Source organism: Nonomuraea maritima (genome assembly GCF_900100395.1).
Classification (GTDB): domain Bacteria; phylum Actinomycetota; class Actinomycetes; order Streptosporangiales; family Streptosporangiaceae; genus Nonomuraea; species Nonomuraea maritima.
Genome location: NZ_FNFB01000024.1, coordinates 1 through 19,011, shown reverse-complemented (window position 1 = coordinate 19,011; position 19,011 = coordinate 1). Strand labels below are relative to the sequence as shown.

22 protein-coding genes are annotated in these 19,011 nt (G+C 69.9%); 18 read left to right on the top strand and 4 right to left on the bottom strand.

The window, feature by feature from the left end:
- Positions 1–215: 215 nt before the first annotated feature.
- Entirely contained in the window at positions 216–845 is a 630-nt protein-coding gene (locus BLR04_RS29095; RefSeq protein WP_090771233.1) for a bifunctional DNA primase/polymerase, read from the top strand.
- 34 nt (positions 846–879) lie between these two features.
- Positions 880–2,169 carry a glutamate-1-semialdehyde 2,1-aminomutase gene (hemL, locus tag BLR04_RS29090; RefSeq protein WP_090771231.1) on the top strand — a complete coding sequence of 430 codons (1,290 nt, stop codon included), beginning with the start codon at positions 880–882 and terminating at the stop codon, positions 2,167–2,169.
- On the opposite strand, the gene BLR04_RS29085 is transcribed toward hemL, so the two are convergent.
- Complete coding sequence (locus tag BLR04_RS29085; protein WP_090771229.1) at positions 2,111–3,019, bottom strand: EamA family transporter; 909 nt, start codon at positions 3,017–3,019, stop codon at positions 2,111–2,113. The two genes, hemL and BLR04_RS29085, sit on opposite strands and share 59 nt — an antisense overlap.
- Positions 3,020–3,203: 184 nt before the next feature.
- Between BLR04_RS29085 and BLR04_RS29080 the strand changes: the two genes are divergently transcribed.
- From BLR04_RS29080 to ccsB, 6 genes are all read left to right on the top strand, one after another.
- Complete coding sequence (locus BLR04_RS29080) at positions 3,204–4,112, top strand: LysR family transcriptional regulator (protein ID WP_090771227.1); 909 nt, start codon at positions 3,204–3,206, stop codon at positions 4,110–4,112.
- Positions 4,113–4,162: 50 nt separating this feature from the next.
- A complete protein-coding gene (locus BLR04_RS29075) occupies positions 4,163–4,801 on the top strand; it encodes a histidine phosphatase family protein (protein ID WP_090771224.1) in 639 nt (212 codons plus the stop codon).
- Between the two features lie 71 nt (positions 4,802–4,872).
- The gene (locus tag BLR04_RS29070) at positions 4,873–5,445 is read left to right on the top strand and encodes a TlpA family protein disulfide reductase (RefSeq protein ID WP_245740638.1); all 573 of its coding nucleotides are present in this window, start codon (positions 4,873–4,875) and stop codon (positions 5,443–5,445) included.
- The gene (locus BLR04_RS29065; RefSeq protein ID WP_090771220.1) at positions 5,438–6,160 is read left to right on the top strand and encodes a cytochrome c biogenesis CcdA family protein; all 723 of its coding nucleotides are present in this window, start codon (positions 5,438–5,440) and stop codon (positions 6,158–6,160) included. The genes BLR04_RS29070 and BLR04_RS29065 overlap by 8 nt, the downstream gene beginning before the upstream one ends.
- Positions 6,160–7,719, top strand: coding sequence for a cytochrome c biogenesis protein ResB (resB, locus tag BLR04_RS29060; RefSeq protein ID WP_090771217.1), 1,560 nt, complete (start codon positions 6,160–6,162; stop codon positions 7,717–7,719). The genes BLR04_RS29065 and resB overlap by 1 nt, the downstream gene beginning before the upstream one ends.
- Positions 7,709–8,665 carry a c-type cytochrome biogenesis protein CcsB gene (gene ccsB / locus BLR04_RS29055; RefSeq protein ID WP_090771215.1) on the top strand — a complete coding sequence of 319 codons (957 nt, stop codon included), beginning with the start codon at positions 7,709–7,711 and terminating at the stop codon, positions 8,663–8,665. The genes resB and ccsB overlap by 11 nt, the downstream gene beginning before the upstream one ends.
- Positions 8,666–8,680: 15 nt before the next feature.
- Here the strand turns inward: ccsB and BLR04_RS29050 are convergent, their stop codons facing one another.
- The gene (locus tag BLR04_RS29050) at positions 8,681–8,974 is read right to left on the bottom strand and encodes a PLD nuclease N-terminal domain-containing protein (RefSeq protein WP_090771398.1); all 294 of its coding nucleotides are present in this window, start codon (positions 8,972–8,974) and stop codon (positions 8,681–8,683) included.
- A 138-nt stretch (positions 8,975–9,112) separates the two neighbouring features.
- Here BLR04_RS29050 and BLR04_RS29045 point away from each other — a divergent pair, with 138 nt between their 5' ends.
- Complete coding sequence (locus tag BLR04_RS29045; protein ID WP_090771213.1) at positions 9,113–10,228, top strand: hypothetical protein; 1,116 nt, start codon at positions 9,113–9,115, stop codon at positions 10,226–10,228.
- A gap of 10 nt (positions 10,229–10,238) precedes the next feature.
- Positions 10,239–10,481 (top strand): hypothetical protein, encoded by a 243-nt coding sequence (locus BLR04_RS29040; protein ID WP_090771211.1) that lies wholly within the window; start codon positions 10,239–10,241, stop codon positions 10,479–10,481.
- Between the two features lie 233 nt (positions 10,482–10,714).
- Here BLR04_RS29040 and BLR04_RS29035 read toward each other — a convergent pair whose 3' ends face one another.
- A complete protein-coding gene (locus BLR04_RS29035) occupies positions 10,715–10,936 on the bottom strand; it encodes a BldC family transcriptional regulator (RefSeq protein ID WP_026214226.1) in 222 nt (73 codons plus the stop codon).
- A 257-nt stretch (positions 10,937–11,193) separates the two neighbouring features.
- Between BLR04_RS29035 and BLR04_RS29030 the strand changes: the two genes are divergently transcribed.
- A complete protein-coding gene (locus BLR04_RS29030; protein WP_090771209.1) occupies positions 11,194–11,412 on the top strand; it encodes a DUF4229 domain-containing protein in 219 nt (72 codons plus the stop codon).
- Here BLR04_RS29030 and BLR04_RS29025 read toward each other — a convergent pair.
- Positions 11,409–12,614 (bottom strand): hypothetical protein, encoded by a 1,206-nt coding sequence (locus tag BLR04_RS29025; RefSeq protein ID WP_090771207.1) that lies wholly within the window; start codon positions 12,612–12,614, stop codon positions 11,409–11,411. The two genes, BLR04_RS29030 and BLR04_RS29025, sit on opposite strands and share 4 nt — an antisense overlap.
- A gap of 108 nt (positions 12,615–12,722) precedes the next feature.
- Between BLR04_RS29025 and BLR04_RS29020 the strand changes: the two genes are divergently transcribed.
- The 7 genes from BLR04_RS29020 (at position 12,723) to nuoE (ending at position 18,937) form a co-directional block, all read left to right on the top strand.
- On the top strand, positions 12,723–13,439 hold the full coding sequence (locus BLR04_RS29020) for a demethylmenaquinone methyltransferase (protein ID WP_090771204.1): 717 nt from the start codon (positions 12,723–12,725) through the stop codon (positions 13,437–13,439).
- 578 nt (positions 13,440–14,017) lie between these two features.
- Entirely contained in the window at positions 14,018–15,256 is a 1,239-nt protein-coding gene (locus BLR04_RS29015) for a geranylgeranyl reductase family protein (RefSeq protein ID WP_090771202.1), read from the top strand.
- Positions 15,257–15,320: 64 nt separating this feature from the next.
- Positions 15,321–15,716 carry an NADH-quinone oxidoreductase subunit A gene (locus tag BLR04_RS29010; protein ID WP_090771199.1) on the top strand — a complete coding sequence of 132 codons (396 nt, stop codon included), beginning with the start codon at positions 15,321–15,323 and terminating at the stop codon, positions 15,714–15,716.
- A gap of 2 nt (positions 15,717–15,718) precedes the next feature.
- The gene (locus BLR04_RS29005; protein ID WP_090771197.1) at positions 15,719–16,270 is read left to right on the top strand and encodes a NuoB/complex I 20 kDa subunit family protein; all 552 of its coding nucleotides are present in this window, start codon (positions 15,719–15,721) and stop codon (positions 16,268–16,270) included.
- On the top strand, positions 16,267–16,962 hold the full coding sequence (locus BLR04_RS29000) for an NADH-quinone oxidoreductase subunit C (protein ID WP_090771195.1): 696 nt from the start codon (positions 16,267–16,269) through the stop codon (positions 16,960–16,962). The genes BLR04_RS29005 and BLR04_RS29000 overlap by 4 nt, the downstream gene beginning before the upstream one ends.
- On the top strand, positions 16,959–18,284 hold the full coding sequence (locus tag BLR04_RS28995) for an NADH-quinone oxidoreductase subunit D (protein ID WP_090771193.1): 1,326 nt from the start codon (positions 16,959–16,961) through the stop codon (positions 18,282–18,284). The genes BLR04_RS29000 and BLR04_RS28995 overlap by 4 nt, the downstream gene beginning before the upstream one ends.
- On the top strand, positions 18,281–18,937 hold the full coding sequence (nuoE, locus tag BLR04_RS28990) for an NADH-quinone oxidoreductase subunit NuoE (RefSeq protein WP_090771191.1): 657 nt from the start codon (positions 18,281–18,283) through the stop codon (positions 18,935–18,937). Before BLR04_RS28995 ends, nuoE begins: the two co-directional genes overlap by 4 nt.
- Positions 18,938–19,011: the final 74 nt, after the last annotated feature.

Here is a 19,011-nt window from a genome sequence, read left to right as displayed (position 1 = left end):
GTGATCGACGCGCGCGCTCAATCAGGGCAATGTGTGGCCCGCCCCATCCTCACCTGCTGCGCGGCGAAATGGCACGCGGTCTTCAACAGGGGGGTTTCCCGTCAACTCCTGTGGCCTGTGCGTTAGAGTGCGATGACAAGTGCTGGTGTGTCCCGCGTGGCAGTACGCCCCGGAGCCGGGACCGCTTCGGGCGCTGACACTCGACGGGAGACACCATGGTGGGGGTACCACTGGTTCGGCGTACCAGAAAACGGTCCCGGCCGACGCGGATCGGGACGGTGCTCGACTACGCCGCCCTGGGATGGCCCGTCGTGCCGGGCGCCTATCCACTGCGCCACGGGCCGCGGGCGTGTTCCTGTGACCGCGTGGGGTGTCCCGACCCGGGCGTCCATCCGCTCTCGCCCGCCTGGAGCATCCAGGCCACCACGGACGCCGCCCAGCTGACCCGCTGGTGGCAGGCCGACCCCGAGGCCAACGTGATCCTGCCCACGGGACGCGTCTTCGACATCTTCGACGTACCCCTCGACGCCGGCCTTTCGGCCCTCACCCGGATCGACGAGGCAGGCGCCGACCACGGCCCGGTCGCCGCGCACGGCGACCGGGTCTTGTTCTGGGTGGCCACGCGTGGCAACCCGGAGGACGAGGACGAGTGGTGGTCGTGTCACCTCGACACCGGCCCCGCGACCATCGACGACAACCCTGGCCTGCGCTGGCACTGCCGCGACAGCTACGTACTCGCGCCGCCGTCGGCCCTGGTGGGCGGGCAGAGCGTGTCGTGGCTGCGCCCGCCCGACGGCCGACCGCTGCCCGACCCGGTGCGCGTCCTGGAGTGGCTGGCCGACTGACGGGGGCGTCGGGGCGCGCGGATAACCTGATCGGGTGAGCCGTACAGAGAACTCCGAGGAACTGTTCGCCCGCGCCCGCAGCATCGTGCCAGGGGGCGTCAACTCGCCGGTGCGCGCGTTCGGCGCGGTGGGCGGAACGCCCCGCTTCATGGCGTCGGGCGAGGGCCCCTACATCACCGACGTCGACGGCAACCAGTACGTCGACCTCGTCTGCTCGTGGGGACCGATGATTCTCGGTCACCGTCATCCCGCGGTCGTCGAGGCGGTCTCCGACGCGGTGGCCCACGGCTTCTCCTACGGCACCGCCACGCGGGGCGAGGTCGAGCTGGCCGAAGAGATCGTCGCGCGGATGGCCCCCGTCGAGAAGGTGCGTCTCGTGAGCTCCGGCACCGAGGCCACGATGAGCGCGGTCCGGCTGGCCAGGGGCTTCACCGGCCGGTCGAAGGTGATCAAGTTCGCCGGGTGCTACCACGGGCACGTCGACGCGCTGCTGGCCGCGGCCGGGTCAGGGGTGGCGACGTTCGGGCTGCCCGACACGCCTGGCGTGACGGGGGCATCGGCGGCCGACACGATCGTGCTGCCGTACAACTCGATCGAGGCGGTCGAGGCGGCGTTCGAGGCGGGCGACGTCGCGTGCGTGATCACCGAGGCGTGCCCGGCCAACATGGGCATCGTCCCGCCGCGTGCCGGGTTCAACGCGCGGCTGCGCGAGCTGTGCACGGCCAACGGCGCCCTGCTCGTCGTCGACGAGGTGCTGACCGGCTTCCGGGTCTCCGCGTCCGGCTGGTACGGCCTCGACCCGGTCGACGCCGACCTGATGACGTTCGGCAAGGTCATGGGTGGCGGGCTGCCGGCGGCGGCGTTCGGCGGCCGGGCCGACGTCATGGCCCACCTGGCGCCGGAGGGGCCGGTCTACCAGGCGGGCACGCTGTCGGGCAACCCGCTGGCCTGCGCGGCCGGTCTGGCGACGCTGCGCGCACTCGACGACGAGGCGTACGCGCGGGTCGACGCCGCCGCGCTCGCGGTGGGGCGGGCCGCGTCCGAGGCGCTCGCGGCGGCGGGCGTGCCGCACCGTCTGCAGCGGGCGGGCAGCCTGTTCTCGATCTTCTTCACCGACGCCGAGGTGACCGACTACGACGTGGCCCGCACGCAGAACACGGCCGCGTACACCGCCTTCTTCCACGCGATGCTCGACCAGGGCGTCTACCTGCCGCCGTCGGCGTACGAGGCGTGGTTCGTGTCGGCCGCGCACGACGACGCGGCGGTCAGCCGCGTGGCGGAGGCGCTGCCGGCAGCGGCGAAGGCGGCGGCAGCGGTTCTGTGACGGGTTCGCGGCGGCGGGGCCTGGTGCCGGCGTAGAGCACGCCGGAGACGATGAGCGCCGCCGCCGCCAGCTTGACCCACGACAGCGGCTCGCCGGTGACGACCGCCGCCGACGACATGCCGAAGACCGGCACGAGCAGCGTGTACGGAGCCACGGTCGAGGCGTCGTAGCGGCGCAGCAGCCAGCCCCACACGCCGAAGCCGCCCAGCGTGGAGATGAAGGCGACGTAGCCGAGAGACAGCCAGCCCTCCCACGAGGGGGGCAGCACCGGCACGCCCTCCACCGCGACCGACAGCAGCAGGAGCGGCGGCGCCGACAGCGCGCTCACCCACACCATGAACCGCAGGGAGTCGGGCGGCGCGGCCCGGCGCTGGACGACGTTGCCGAGGCCCCAGGCGGCCGCGGCGGCCACGCACAGCGCGAACGCGCCGACGGGGCCTGACGTCCCGAAGTCGTAGGCGACCAGGGCGAGACCGCCGAACGCGACGGTCAGCCCGGTGACGCGGCGGGCGGTGAGCCGCTCCTTGAGCAGCGTCACCGCGAACAGCACGGTGAACAACGCCTGCATCTGCAGGACGAGCGAGGTGAGCCCGGCCGGCATGCCCGCGCGCATGCCGACCAGCAGCAGGCCGAACTGGCCGACGCCGATCGTGGCCGCCACCCCCGCGACCCACCTCCACCGCACCCCGGGACGGCCCACCAGCAGCACGGCGGGGAAGGCGGCCAGTGTGAACCTCAGGCCGGCGTACAGCAGGGGCGGGAAGTGATGGAGGCCGACCTGCATGACCACGAAGTTCACGCCCCAGACTGCCGCGAGGGCGACGGCCAGGGCGAGGTGGCGGGGGGTCATTCAGCGAGCGGGCTTCTGGTAGCGGATGCGCTGCTCGCGGGCCTGCTCGGCAAGCACCTGGAGGTACGAGACGGTGCTGGTCTGGGTCTTCTTCGTCTTGATGAATCGCATGCAACTATTTTCATCTGCTACACATTCGACTACAAGCGAGACTTTCTACGCTAAACCATTTAGGCTGGCTTACATGTTGGACTTGAACCGGCTCAAGGCCCTTCACGCGGTCCATGTCTACGGGTCGGTCGGCGCGGCGGCCGACGCGCTCATGGTCACGCCGTCCGCGGTGTCGCAGCAGATCGCCAAGCTGGAGCGCGAGACCGGCGCCCGGCTCATGGAGCGCAACGGCCGCGGCGTCCGGCTCACCGACGCGGCCGGGCTGCTCGCCGACCACGCCGAGCGGATCCTCGCCCTGGTCGAGACCGCAGAGGCCGACTTCGAGGCGCTGCGCGGCCAGGTCGTCGGCCACATCAACGTCGGCGCGTTCCCCACCGCCGCCCGCGGCCTCATGCCAGGCGCGCTCGCCGCGCTCAGACGGCGCCACCCCGACCTGCTGGTGCAGCTCAACGAGCGCGAGCCCGACCGGGTGGTGCGCGAGGTGTCGAGGGGCGAGCTCGACCTCGGCGTCGTCCAGGACTGGCACAACCGGCCGATGGCGGTGCCCGACGGGTTGTCCAGGGCCACGCTGTTCGACGACGTGGCCGACGTGGCGGTGCCCGCGGACCACCCGCTCGCCGGTGCGAACGAGATCCGGCTGGCCGACCTGTCGGGGGAGCAGTGGATCAGCTCGACCCCCGGCACGGTCTGCCACGACTGGCTCGTCTTCACGCTGCGCGGCGCGTCGGTGGAGCCGGTGATCTCGCACCGGGCCGACGAGTACCCGACCCAGCTCGCCCTCGTCGCCGCCGGGCTCGGCTGCGCGATCATGCCCCGGCTCGGCCGCGACTGCGTGCCCGACGGCGTACGGATCGTGCCGTTGCTCCCGCGCCAGACGCGCCGCGTCTACGCGGTGTGGCGTGCGGACGCCGCCCGCCGGCCCGCGATCAGGGCGCTGGTCGACGCGCTGTCCGAGGTGAGTGCGAACCAGCCGACCGCCTGAGGCCGGGCCGCCGCCGCAGGGCGGGGGCGAGCGGATAGGCTGTGCCCACCATGGCTGAAACCACCGTCGTCCACCTGCTGCGCCACGGTGAGGTGCACAACCCCGGAGGCATCCTCTACGGCAGGCTGCCCGGCTACCACCTTTCCGAGACCGGGCGCCTCATGGCCGAGACGGTCGCCAAGGCCGTCGGCGGTCGCGACATCGTCGCCCTCTACAGCTCGCCGCTCGAACGCGCGCAGGAGACCGCCACGCCGCTCGCCGAGAAGCTCGGGCTCGAGATCCGAAGCGACGAGCGGCTGATCGAGGCCGGCAACCTGCTGCAGGGCAGGACGGCGGGCAACGGCATGGCGTTGTTCCGCGACCCGCGCAACTACCGCTACTTCTGGAATCCGCTGCGGCCCTCGTGGGGCGAGCCCTACCCGGTGATCGTCAAGCGAATGAAGTCGGTGATCGACGACGCGCGGGCAGCGGCGCGCGGGCACGAGACCGTGCTCGTCTCCCACCAGCTGCCGATCTGGTCGCTCAGGAGCGCCGCCGAGGGCCGCCGGCTCTGGCACGATCCGCGGCGCAGGCAGTGCGCGCTGGCCAGCCTCACCACGCTCACGTTCGACGGCGACCGCCTCGTCAGCATCGGTTACAGCGAGCCCGCCGCGTCCGTCCGGCCCGGGCCCGCCGTGCCCGGGGCCTGATGTCGGGAGCGTCCGGGCACACCGGTAGAGTTGCAAGCTCTACCGGTTGTAGTACAAGGAGATCTTCCTCCGTGCGCGCCAAGACCCTCACCCTCGCTCTTCTGGTCCTTCCCGTGCTGGCCGGGGGATGCGCCGGCAACCAGGGAGGCCAGCCGCAGGCGGGCGACACCCGGTTCGTCGCGGGTGACGGCAAGATGCAGGTGTTCGACGCCGCCGACCGTCAGCCGGCGCCCGTCGTCGAAGGGCCGACCCTCGACGGCGCCACCGCCTCGCTCGCCGCGTACAAGGGCAAGGTCGTGGTGCTCAATTTCTGGGCCTCGTGGTGCGGCCCCTGCCGGGCCGAGGCCCCGGTGCTCAAGGAAGTGGCGACCAAGACCAAGGACACCGGCGTGCAGTTCCTCGGCGTCGACTTCAAGGACCGCGAGGCCGACGCCAAGGCGTTCGAGCGCAACGAGCAGACCGGTTACCCCCACATCTTCGACCAGCCGGGCAAGGTCGCGCTGGCCTTCCAGGGCACCGTCCCGCCCGCGGCCATCCCGTCCACGCTGGTCATCGACAAGCAGGGCCGGATCGCGGCCCGCGCGCTCGGCGCGGTCAAGTACACCGACCTGTACGACACGGTGGTCAAGGTGCGCGATGAATGAGGTCGTCGCCTCCGGCTCGCTGCTGCTCGCCGTGCCGATCGCGGTGCTGGCCGGGGTGGTGTCGTTCCTGTCGCCGTGCGTGCTGCCCCTGGTGCCCGGCTACCTGTCGTACGTCACCGGCATGAGCGCCGACCCCAGGCGGGGGCGGCTCGTGCTCGGCACCGTGCTGTTCGTGGCCGGGTTCGGGCTGGTGTTCGTGCTCAGCGGGGCGCTGTTCGGCGGGCTCGGCTCGGTCATGCTCGGCAACGCCGAGATCATCACGCGCGTCCTCGGCGTGCTCACCATCGTGCTGGGCCTCGCGTTCCTCGGCGTGCTGCCTGGGCTCATGCGCGACGTGCGCATCCACCGCGTGCCCGCCGCGGGCCTCGCGGGCGCGCCGCTGCTCGGCGTGGTGTTCGGGCTCGGCTGGACGCCCTGCATCGGTCCCACCCTGGCAGTCGTGCTCGCGCTCGGCCTCAACGAGGGCAGCGCCACGCGGGGCGCCCTGCTCGCCGTCGCGTACGCGCTGGGGCTCGGGCTGCCGTTCGTGGGCGCGGCCCTCGCCTACAGCCGGGCGCTGCGCACGTTCCGCGCCATCCGCAAGCACTCGCGCCTGATCACCCGCATCGGCGGCGGCATGATGGTCGCCGTCGGCGTGCTGCTGGTGAGCGGCCTCTGGGGAGAGATGATCGCCGCCATGCAAGGACTGATCGGCGCCTTCGAGCCGGTGATCTGATGAGCGTCCAGGAGCTGGAGAAGGAGCAGGAGCCTCAGCACGTGGGGCTCGGGCCGGTGGGCTGGCTGCGCTGGGCCTGGCGCACGCTCACCTCGATGAAGACGGCGCTGATCCTGCTCTTCCTGCTCGCCCTCGGCTCGGTGCCCGGCTCGCTGGTGCCACAGCGCGGCGTCGACCCCGACAAGGTCGCCCGCCTCTACCAGCAGAACCCGACCCTCGCCGAGTGGTACGACCGCTTCCAGCTCTTCGAGGTCTTCACCTCCGTCTGGTTCGCGGCGATCTATCTGCTGCTGTTCACCTCGCTGATCGGCTGCATCGTCCCGCGCCTCCTCGTCTACGCGCGCGAGCTGCGGCGCAAGCCGCCCGCCGCGCCGAAGCGGCTGTCGCGCCTGCCGCACACCGCCTCCTTCGACGGCGACCTCGGCGTCGAGGAGGTCGCGCGGCGGCTGCGCAAGCTGCGCTTCCGGGTCGTGACCGGCGACGGCTGGGTCTCGGCGGAGAAGGGCCTCCTGCGCGAGACGGGCAACCTGGTCTTCCACATCGCCCTGCTCGGCATCCTGCTCGCGATCGGAGCCGGCTCCCTGTACGGCTACCGCGGCAACGTCCTCGTGGTCGAGGGCGACGGGTTCGCCAACACCGTGGCCGCCTACGACCGGTTCATCCCGGGCAGCCAGGTCTCCGCCGAGTCGCTGGAGCCGTTCTCGTTCACGCTCGACAAGTTCGACGTCGCCTACCAGGTCACCGGCGACAAGCGGGGGCAGGCGCTCGACTACGAGGCCCACCTCAAGGTCAACGACTCGCCGCAGGCTCCGGCGCGCGACTACACGCTCAAGGTCAACGACCCGCTCGAGATCAACGGCACGCAGACGTACCTCATCGGCAACGGCTACGCGCCCGTCTTCAAGGTCGTCGACGGTAAGGGGCAGGTGGCCTTCGACGGGCCCGTGCCCTGCCTGATCGAGGACAAGGGGTCGATGACCTCGGGCTGCGTGGTCAAGGTGCCCGACGCGCAGCCGGGGCAGCTGGGGTTCCTCCTGCAGTTCCTGCCCACCAGCGTGCCGATGACCGACGGCACCTACCGGTCGGCCTTCCCCGGCGAGCTCAACCCCCAGGTGCAGCTGCTCGGCGCCTTCACCGGCGACCTCGGGCTGCGTTCGGGTGAGCCGCAGTCGGTCTACACGCTGGCCGAGCCCGAGGTGCTGAAGAAGCTCAAGCCGCTGCTCATGGGCAAGGACGTGCCGAAGCCGCTGGCCGTGGGCCAGTCGGTCGACCTCCCCGACGGGCTCGGCAAGCTCGAGTTCACCGGGGTCAAGCAGTGGATCACGCTCCAGACGGCCTACGACCCAGGGCGCCTGCCCGCGCTGCTGGCCGCCGCCGCGGCCGTGCTGGGCATCGCGCTCTCGCTCATGATCCGCCGGCGCAGGGTCTTCGTCCGGGTCGGCGGAGGCAGGGTCGACGTGGGCGGGTTGACCCGTACAGAGGGCTCCGCGGCGGGCTTCGCCGAGGAGTTCGCCGAGATCGTTCAGGTTCTATCAGCAGGAGAGAAGAATGTCCGCTGAGCAACTCGCCGAGCTGAGCGACCTGTTCGTCGTCGCCGCGGTTCTGCTCTACGTCGTCGCCATGATCGCGTTCGCGACCGAGCTGGCCTTCGGGCGGGCCCGTCCGGGCAAGGCGGTGGCCAAGGCCGACGCCAGGCAGCCAGTCGCGGTCGGCGCGGGCGGGGCTCCCGCCGTGAGCGAGAGCGAACCCGCACCGGCGCCCGCCGGTGCGGAGCCGCCGCGCTTCGCCGCGCAGGCCGGCAGGGTCGCCCTCGTGCTGGCGTGGCTGGGCTGGGCCGCCAACTTCGGCGCCATCGTCACCCGCGGCCTCTCGGTCGACCGGTGGCCGTGGGGCAACATGTACGAGTTCGTGGTCGCGATCTCGTTCGCCGCAGTGTCGGCGTTCCTCATCACCCAGATCCGGCACAACATCCGGTTCCTCGGCGGCTTCGTCATGGTCACCGCCGCCCTGGGCCTGGGCCTGGCCTCGAAGATCTTCTACACCGCCGCCGGCCCGGTGGTGCCGGCGCTCGACTCGTACTGGATCGCCATCCACGTGACCGCCGCCATCATCGCGAGCGGCCTGTTCACGCTGGCGGGCGTCACCGGCGTGCTCTACCTGCTGCGCGGCGACGGGCTGTCGCGGCTGCCGTCGCGGGAGGACCTGGAGCGGGTGGCTCACCGGGCGATCGTGTTCTCGTTCCCGCTGTGGACGTTCGCCGTCATCGCGGGTGCGCTCTGGGCCGACCGGGCGTGGGGCCGCTACTGGGGCTGGGACCCCAAGGAGGTCTGGTCGTTCATCACCTGGGTCGCCTACGCGGCCTACCTGCACGCGAAGGCGACGGCGGGCTGGAAGGGCCGGGCGTCGACGATCGTGCAGCTGGTGGCGTTCGGCTGCCTGCTGTTCAACCTGGTCGGGGTCAACATCTTCATCAGCGGCCTGCACAGTTACGCGGACGTCGACTGATCCGGGGAAGGCTCGTCAGTTCACGTCGTCGCCGCGCATGCGGCGGTCGAGGTCGCGCAGGAAGTCGGGGTCGTCGTCCGGCCCCTTCGGCGCGCCCGGGCCCGGCGGCACCGGCCACGCCTGCCGAGGCGCCCGGGGGCGTCCGCGCGCGATCCACACGACACCGCCGAGCAGCGGGATGAGGATGACGACCAGGATCCAGAGCGCCTTTGGCACGTTCCTGACCTCGTCTTCGGGTGTCGTCATGACGTCGAAGAGGGAGAAGAGCCAGAAGGCCAGCAGCGCCAGTCCGATGAGAACACCTGCCATGCCCGAACTGTAAGCCATGCACAGGACTGTTTGTGCGGTCCGATGTCTCACATCGGGTGACCACCGGATGATCCACGTCGTACGGTGGAAACCGATGCGGCGGTGCCCACGGGGCTCCATAGGCGTGCAGAGGTGACGATGGCCTTTTCTCAGGACAAGGGCCGACATCGGCGCGGTCGTTGGTGGCGACGCGGCTCCTACCTGTTCTCGCGCCGGACCGAGGCCCCCGACACCGAGCGCTCGTTCTGGTCCAGCGTCCGTCAGAGGCGTCAGGAGGCACGCGAGACGGGCCGGGGGCACGACGGCCCCGAACAGCGGCGGCGGCCGGGTGAGAGCGAGCTGAGGGGCGTCCGCACGTACCCGGGACAGGCCGGGAACAAGCCTCCTGGGCAGGGATTATTCGGGCAGAGGCGCGAGTCGTCCTCCGGGCAGGGTCCCGAGTCTCCCTGGCAGGGACCCGAATCTCCCTGGCAGGGACCTGAGTCTTCCTGGCAGGGTCCCGAGCGGCGGCGGGCGAGCTGGGACGGCCCGCGCGAGCGCCACGAACGCCTGCCCGCGGCCGTGGCCGAGCGCCCTCGCCACACCTGGTACGACTTCGAGCTCGACGACGGCCCCGCCGAGGCCAGGCCGCACCGGCCGGACGCCCCCTCGCTGGGCGACGGGTTGCTCCACTGCGGCCGGCTGGAGGAGATCCTGCACCGCCAGTGGGACGCCCAGCAGGGCCCGCCGCCGCCGGAGAGCGTACGGGCCGTGGAGAGCCTCGCACGGCTGCCCGACCGGCTGAAGGACAAGCTGGCCGACGGGCTGGAAGGCATCTACGTCGGCGCGGGAGGCGTCCCCGACCTCGACGACATGGGGTACCTGCGCGGCGCCCCGCTCCCGTCGGGGCGGGCCACCTGGGACATCTGCGCGGGCGCGTACGGCGACCGCAAGATCGTGGTGGGGGACCGTCCTTCACCCACGCCGGACGTGATGATGCACGAGGTCGGCCACGCCATCGACGACATCGACGCGGCGTACGGCACCTGGGTCTCCGACTCCCCGGAGTTCGTGCGTCTCTACGAGGCGGCCCAGCCGCTGCTGGCCTCGATGTTCCACCGCCAGGGAGGCGGGCTCGGCCGCAAGGAGTTCTTCGCCGACGCCTTCGCCGCGATCGCCGCACGCCAGCGTCCCGCGCTCGTGGACATGCTCGGTGGCGACACCCGCATGGCGCTCGACATCATGCTGTTCTTCAACCGGCGCTACGGAATCTAGGTGATCGGCGATGTACGTCATCCGGCTCGCGGACGGGACCCTTCGCGTGCCGAGGAGCCTGACCAGCGAGGACGGGCGTCTGATCGGCAACGCGTACGTGGAGGTCCTGCCAGGTGACCCCGACTACGAGCAGTGGCTGCCCGAGTCGCTGACCGAGGAGGAGGCGCTGCTGCGCCGCCGGCGCTGGGAAGAGGAGAACGACGAGCTGGAACGGGAGTTCCTGGCCTACAAGGCCCAGCAGGACGAGACCTGAACGAGGGGCCTGCGCGAAGGGGCGTCAACGTGGGGCTCGAACGAGCGACGGACAGGCGCCAGCCACGGTCGGCGGATGGCGCCGCCCCGTGCTCCGCCGTGCCGAAGTGTCGCCGGGAAGCACACGAACAGTGGGTTCCGCCAGCGGTGAGCCTTGCGATCGGGACAGAGGTTGCTCCCGCGGCGGAACCGTTGTGGACGGCCCACCTGACGCAAGGTCACCGTGACGGAACGTCAGACGCGCGGGGACTCACCTGCAGGCCTGTCGGCCGTGAGAACGTCCTCGCCTCGGAGAAGGGCGTGGACTTCCGACTCGCGGAAGCGCCGGTGCCCTCCGGGGGTGCGGATACTGCTGATGCGGCCTGCCGCTGCCCAGCGTGTAACCGTCTTTGGGTCAACCCGGAAGAGGGCGGCAACCTCTCCCGGCGTCAGCAGACGCTCGCTGCTACTCTCCACCAATCTCTCCCCCTCGCATCCCGCTTCCTGCCAGCGGGCGGACAGGTAACCAGTGTGTCGAGCGAAGCCTGATTTATCCGTGGTTTTCTACAAAGATCACGGGTTGTTATCAGCTGACTGCCCGATTGTTATATGATAGAGCCTCTTTGGGGCTCTCGTGGGTGTTTCTTTACGAAACTCCCTAACTGGGAACACTAGCAGTGCCCGCGCCAGATGCGAAGAGCGACCTGAGGCCGAGTCCGAGTAACCTCGTGGGTGTGCGTCCAGTTCTCGTTTACACCCTGTTGCGGGTCCTGTTGTTTGTCGTGACAGGTGGTCTTCTGCTCCTGCTCGGCCTCAGTAACCCGTTCGTGCTGATCGTCGCGTCCTTTGTGATCAGCGGCGTGGTGAGCTACGTCCTGCTGTCGAAGCAGCGTGACGCCATGAGCGAACGCATCAGCAACAGGATCAACCGCCCGAAGCCGCAAAGCGACTAGGTTCGGGGGAACATGCCAATCCGGGCATGGTACTCCCGTCCGAGCCTCGTCGTGTCGCTTCCGACGAGGAGGCCGCGGCTGTGGGCGTGAAACGCCTTCACCCCGATGCCGCGCTCGCGGGTCGGATTCCAACTCAGGGCCTTTCCTGTGCCGGGGTGAATGGCCCCGATGCCCGGCCGCGGCACCGCGCCGGGCCCGGCCGAGTCGCGGCCCTTCGGGTTGTCCAGCCAGCGCTGGTGCCCGCCGACGTAGACCGCGGCGCCGGTCACCGCGACCGAGTAGAGAGAGTCGCCTCCGGTGGCGTTGACCCAGGTCGGCTTGATCTTCGAGCCCTTGGCATACGTCTCGAACCTGGCGGCCGTGTCGCAGATGCCGCCCTTCGTGCCGCCCGTGGTGACGACCACGAAATAGCGCCCGTCGGGGGCGAAGTCGAGGCCCCGTACGTACGAGGGGAACTCGTCGGCGCACTTGGCGGCGTAGGTGTCGGAGCGCCAGGGGGCGACCTTGGCCGTGCGGCCGCTCACGTCGATGAGGCCGAGCTGCGGCCGTGACTTGCCGTCGAGCGTGGTGAACGAGCCGTCGACGAGCAGCCTGTCGCGCGAGAGCGCGAGGGCGTGCACCTTCACCTGTGAGGCCAGCGACCGCCCTGGCGTGACGGCGAACGACGGGTCGGCCGCGCCCGTGGTGGCGTTGAGCCGGGCCAGCGCGGTGCGCGGGGTGATGAAGTCGCCGCCGACGTAGAGCCGCGAGCCCTGCCTGGCCAGCGTCGTGACCATGCCGCCGCCGACGTTCGGTGTGAAACCGGACACGCTGGAGCCGTCGGACAGGCTCAGCCGGGCCAGCGCTCGGGGCGTGCGGTGGTTGACGCCCCAGAAGTCGCCGCCGACGTAGACGGTGCCGCCGTCGCCGGGGGCCAGGGCGTGGACGGGCCCGCCCACGTCGGGCGCGAAGCCGGTCAGGATGCGGCCGGTGACCAGGTCGTACGCGAAGAGATTGGAGCGGGCGTGGACCGTGCGCCGCGCAGCGTCGCTGACCTCGCCGAACGAGCCGCCGACGACCACGGTGCGACCCACGACGGTGATCGCGTTGACGATGCCGTCGAGCACGTGGGGCGTGTTGTCGACCGGGTTCGCCGAGACGATGCCGGTGTGCGCGACGGGGGCTGTGGCGATGAACGCCGCAAGGGCGACACGAGCAAGCATTCGCCAATATCTAGCAGACGTTCTGTAAACGTGCGGCTACTTTACGTTGATCACGTGTAGGCCGGGGAGGCGCGAGGACGGCCCGGCCGTCCCCATAGGCTGTGCGTCATGACGCGCGCTCAGTTGGACAAACAGCCGGACGAGGTCGCTGCGATGTTCGATCGCACCGCCCGGCGTTATGACCTGGTCAATGACGTGATCTCGCTGGGCCAGGTGCGGCTCTGGCGCAAGGCGGTCGCCGCGGCCGTCGACGCGGGGCCGGGCGAGCTCGTGCTCGACCTCGGGGCCGGCACCGGCACCTCGACCGACGCGTTCACCACGCTGGGCGCGCGGGCGATCGCCTCCGACTTCTCCCTCGGCATGCTGCGCACCGGTGTGCGCCGCCACGGCGGCAACGCGCTGAGCGGCCCGGGCGTGCCGTTCGTCGCGGGTGACGCGATGCGGCTGCCGTTCGCCGACGACGCGTTCGACGCGGTGACGATCTCGGTGGCGCTGCGCAACGTGCACGACACCGAGGCGGCGCTGCGCGAGATGCTGCGGGTGACCAGGCCGGGCGGGCGGCTGGTGGTCCTCGAGTTCTCCCACGTGACGTTCGCGCCGTTCGACCTCGTCTACCGCGAATACCTGATGAAGCTGCTGCCCAAGGTGGCCCAGGTGTTCGGGTCCAACGACGACTCCTACGAGTACCTCGCCGAGTCGATCCGCGACTGGCCCGACCAGCCCACGCTGGCCCGCATCGTGCAGCGGGCCGGTTGGGAGCGGGTCGCCTGGCGCAACCTCACGATGGGCATCGTCGCCATGCACCGGGGCTTCAAGCCGGCCTGAAATTTCGCGACTCGCCGTACGGGGTCCCCGAAATACGATTTTTCACCAAACCGTAATGCCGGGACGGACGTACGGGACACGCGCAATTCAGCGCCCCCTGCCGCGTGGCCGGAGTTTTCGTTGAAATTCAAATCACCTCGTCCGGTAACGATTCGGAGAATCTCGCAGCCGGCCGGTGAAATCCGCCGGCCGTTCCACCGCCGGAGAGGCGGTGCTGAGCTGCGGAGGCCCGCGAATCCGCGCGGCGGCAGGGGTTGCGTCGTCCATCGGGCGCCCCGTCCCCGGCGGGCGCCGCCCGGCCGCCGCACCACAATGATGATCATGAGCTTGCGGCCCAGCCGGCACGCCGTCCACACCGATCACACGCCTGGGCCCCCGGCTGCCACTATGTACGCGAAAAGCAGTAGACTGCGGGCCGATAAGTTTGTGAAGGGGTTCACAAAGGAACGAAGGCGCCAAACCCCGAGGCCTTCGAGCGTGTAGGGACAGGACAGTCCAGTGACCGTGCCAACAGCCGCCCGCCGACCCGCCGCGAGACCGCGATGTCTGAGCGCACGAACGGGGAAGCAGGCGCGCCCATGAGCACTGTCGATGCCGACGTCATCGTCGTCGGCGCAGGTCCCGCCGGCTCCGCCACCGCCTTCTACCTCGCCCGCGCGGGGTACGACGTGCTGCTGCTCGAGAAGACCCGGTTCCCCAGGGAGAAGGTCTGCGGCGACGGCCTGACCCCGCGTGCCGTCAGGCAACTGCTCAACATGGGCATCGACATCGACGCGCCCGGCTGGATCCGTAACAAGGGCCTGCGCGTCGTCGGCGGCGGCCTGCGCTTCGAGCTCGACTGGCCGCAGCTTGAACGATTCCCCGACTTCGGGCTCGTCCGCACGCGCCAGGACTTCGACGAGATCATGGCCGCCAACGCGGTCAAGAACGGCGCGCGCCTCATGGAGGGCACCACCGTCACCGGTCCGGTGCTCGACGACCGCAGCGGCCACATCGTCGGCGTGACCACCAAGGACGGCCGCGAGTACCGCGGCCGCGTGGTCGTGGCCGCCGACGGCAACAGCACCCGCCTCGCCCTCGGCATGGGCCTGCACAAGCGCGAGGACCGCCCGATGGGCGTGGCCGTGCGCACCTACTTCGAGAGCCCGCGTCACGACGACGACTACCTCGAGACCTGGCTGGAGCTGCGGGACGGCGACACGCTGCTGCCCGGCTACGGCTGGGTCTTCGGCGTCGGCGACGGCACCGCCAACGTCGGGCTCGGGCTGCTCAACACGAGCGCCCAGTTCAAGAACATCGACTACCGCGACCTGTTGCGGCGCTGGTGCCGGTCGATGCCTGAGGAATGGGGCTTCACCGAGGAGAACATGACGGGGCCCATCCGCGGCGCCGCGCTCCCGATGGCCTTCAACCGCCAGCCGCACTACACCCGCGGCCTGGTGCTCGTCGGAGACTCCGGCGGATCGATCAACCCGTTCAACGGCGAGGGCATCGCCTACGCCATGGAGACGGGCGAGATCGCCGCCGAGATCATCGCCAAGGCGCTCAAGGGCACCACGCCCGCGCAGCGCGAGCGGATCCTGCGGACCTATCCTCAGGTGCTGAAGGACGCCTACGGCGGCTACTTCACCCTGGGCCGATGGTTCGTCGAGGCGATCGGGAAGCCCGGTGTCATGAGCGTCGGCACCAGGCACGGACTGCCTCACCCGAGGCTGATGCGCTTCGCGCTCAAACTCCTTGGTAATCTCACCGACCGGCGAGGCGATGCGTCGGACATGATCATCAACGCACTCTCGAAGGTCGCGCCACCAGCATGAATCTCACTACTCACAGATCCGCCTGCGCGCCCGCGCGCACGGCGACTCCAGAGGAGGCGTAGCGATGGACCTTTACGTGCCCATCCTGGTGCTCGCCGTTCTCGCGGGGGGCTTCGCGATCTTCTCGGTCGCCATCGCTCCCTTCACCGGTCCCAAGCGCTGGAACCGCGCCAAGCTCGACGCCTACGAATGCGGTATCGAGCCGACGCCCCAGCCTGTCGGTGGTGGACGGTTCCCGCTCAAATACATGATCACGGCGATGCTCTTCATCGTCTTCGACATCGAGATCATCTTCCTCTACCCGTGGGCGGTCTCGTTCGCGCAGCAGACGAACGACGCGGGCCAGCAAATCTTCTCCGGCCTCGGACTGTTCGGGCTCGTCGAGATGGTTCTGTTCATCGTCACCGTGCTCGTCGCCTACGCGTACGTGTGGCGCCGCAAGGGTCTGGACTGGGACTGAAAATGGGACTTGAAGAGAAACTCCCCAGCGGGTTCATCCTCAGCACGGTCGAGGCCGCCGCCGGGTGGGCGCGTAAGAGCTCCGTGTGGCCGGCCACGTTCGGCCTCGCGTGCTGCGCCATCGAGCTGATGGCCACGGGTGGCCCCCACTACGACCTCGCGCGCTTCGGCATGGAGCGCGCTTCGGCGTCTCCTCGCCAGGCCGACCTCATGATCGTGGCCGGTCGCGTGTCGCAGAAGATGGCCCCCGTGCTCCGCCAGATCTACGACCAGATGGCCGAGCCCAAGTGGGTCATCTCCATGGGCGTGTGCGCCTCCAGCGGCGGCATGTTCAACAACTACGCCATCGTGCAGGGCGTCGACCACGTCGTGCCGGTCGACATCTACCTGCCCGGCTGCCCGCCGCGGCCCGAGATGCTGATCGACGCGATCGTGAAGCTGCACGACAAGATCCAGAACATGAAGTTCGGCGCCCACCGCGCCAAGCAGATCGAGGACCTCGAGCTGCAGGCGCTGCGCACGCTGCCGCTGATCGATCAGGGGGCCGCGAAGTGACCTCGCCCGACAACCTCCCTGAGGTCCCTGACGCTCAGGTTCCCGACGTACCGCAGGCGCAGGAGCCGCCGGTCGCCCGGCACGGCATGTTCGGCGCCCAGGACTCCGGCGACACCTCCGGCTACGGCGGCCTCGTCGTCCGCCGCCAGCCGCAGCTCGCGACGCCGCGTCCGTACGGCAGCTACTTCGACGAGATCGTCGACAGCCTCGGGCTCGACGACGCCATCGAGCGCGTGGTCGTCGACCGCGGCGAGTTGACCCTGCACGTCAAGCGCGAGCGCCTGGTCGAGGTCTCCCAGAAGCTGCGCGACGACCCCGCCCTGCGCTTCGAGCTGTCGCTCGGCGTCTCTGGGGTGCACTACCCGTACCTGACGGGCGAGGAGCTGCACGCCGTCTACCACCTGTGCTCGATCACCCACAACAGGCGCGTGCGCCTCGAGGTGAGCTGCCCGGACAGCGACCCGCACATTCCATCGACCGTGGGCGTTTACCCTGGTCACGACTGGCATGAGCGCGAGACGTACGACTTCTTCGGCATCGTTTTCGACGGTCACCCCGCGCTCACCCGGATCATGATGCCGGACGACTGGGACGGTCACCCCCAGCGCAAGGACTACCCGCTGGGCGGCATCCCGGTCGAATACCGCGGCGCCACCATCCCGTCGCCCGACCAGAGGAGGAGCTACTCATGAGCACCGCTTATGACGAGGCCACCGAGGGCAAGGTCTACTCGGTCAACGGCGCCGACTGGGACCAGGTCGTCGCGGGCGTGCGTGATACCGAGGACGAGCGCCTCGTCGTCAACATGGGCCCGCAGCACCCGTCCACGCACGGCGTGCTCCGGCTCGTGCTGACGCTCGACGGCGAGACGGTGACCGAGGCGCGCAGCGTCATCGGTTACCTGCACACCGGCATCGAGAAGAACATGGAGTTCCGGACGTGGACGCAGGGCACCACGTTCGTGACCCGCATGGACTACCTCTCGCCGATCTTCAACGAGACGGCGTACTGCCTCGGCGTGGAGAAGCTGCTCGGCATCACCGACCGCATCCCTGACCGGGCGCAGGCCATCCGCGTGCTGATGATGGAGCTCAACCGCATCTCCTCGCACCTGGTGGCCATGGGCACGTTCGGCATGGAGCTGGGCGCGACGACGCCGTTCCTCTTCGGGTACCGCGATCGCGAAATGATCATGGACCTGTTCGAGTACATCACCGGTCTGCGCATGAACCACGCCTACATCCGGCCGGGCGGCGTGAGCGTCGACCTGCCCGCGGGCGCGGTCGACAAGATCGGCGAGTTCCTCAAGGAGATGCCCAAGCGGATCAAGGACATCCGCAAGCTCCTCGACGCCAACCCGGTCTACGTGCGCCGTACCAAGGACGTCGGCTACCTCGACCTGACCGGCTGCATGGCGCTCGGCGTCACCGGCCCGATCCTGCGCGCCGCCGGCCTCCCGTGGGACCTGCGCAAGTCGCAGCCCTACTGCGGCTACGAGACGTACGAGTTCGACGTCGCCACCGAGCGCGGCTGCGACGTCTACTCGCGCTACCTCGTCCGCATGAAGGAGATGGAGGAGTCGCTCAAGATCATTGAGCAGGCTCTCGACCGGATCGCCGGCCCGCTCAAGGGCGAGCCCGTCATGATCGAGGACAAGAAGATCGGCTGGCCCGCGCAGCTCGCGCTCGGCCCCGACGGGTTCGGCAACTCGCCCGACCACATCGCGCACATCATGGGCACCTCCATGGAGGCCCTCATCCACCACTTCAAGCTGGTGACCGAGGGGTTCCGGGTGCCGGCCGGTCAGGCGTACGCCAGCATCGAGTCGCCCAAGGGCGAGCTCGGCGCCCACGTGGTCAGCGACGGCGGCACCCGCCCCTACCGCGTGCACTTCCGCGAGCCGTCCTTCTGCAACCTGCAGGCCTTCCCCGCGATGGCGGAGGGCGGCCAGGTCGCCGACGTGATCGCCGCGGTGGCTTCTATCGACCCCGTCATGGGAGGTGTGGACCGGTGACATATTCACCGGAAATCCGGGAGCGTCTTGAACGGGACGCCAAGGAGATCATCGGCCGTTACCCGAAGACGCGGTCGGCCCTGCTGCCGCTGCTCCACCTCGTGCAGTCGGAGGACGGCTACGTCTCCGACGACGGCCAGGAGTTCTGCGCCGAGATGCTCGGCATCAGCAAGGCCGAGGTCACGGGCGTCGCGACCTTCTACACCATGTACAAGCGCAAGCCCGCCGGCGACTACCACGTGGGCGTCTGCATCAACGCGCTCTGCGCCGTCATGGGCGGCGACCAGATCTGGGAAGAGCTGTCGGAGCACGTCGGCGTCGGCCACGAGGAGGTGACCTCCGACGGCAAGGTCTCGCTGGAGCGCCTCGAGTGCAACGCGGCCTGCGACTTCGCCCCGGTCATGATGGTCAACTGGGAGTTCTTCGACAACCAGACTCCTGAGTCGGCCAAGCAGCTGGTCGACGACCTGCGCGCCGGCAAGGACGTCCGCCCGACGCGCGGCCCGCAGCGGCTGTGCACCTTCAAGGAAGCCTCGCGCGTGCTCGCCGGACTGCCCGACGACCGCGCGGGCGAGGGCCCGTCGGCCGCCGGCGCGTCGCTGGAGGGTCTGAAGGTCGCCAAGGCCAACGGATGGAAGGCGCCCGAGGCATGAGCACCACTCTCACCCCGATCCTGACCGCCAACTGGGACCAGCCCGGCTCGTACACCCTCGACGGGTACGGCGAG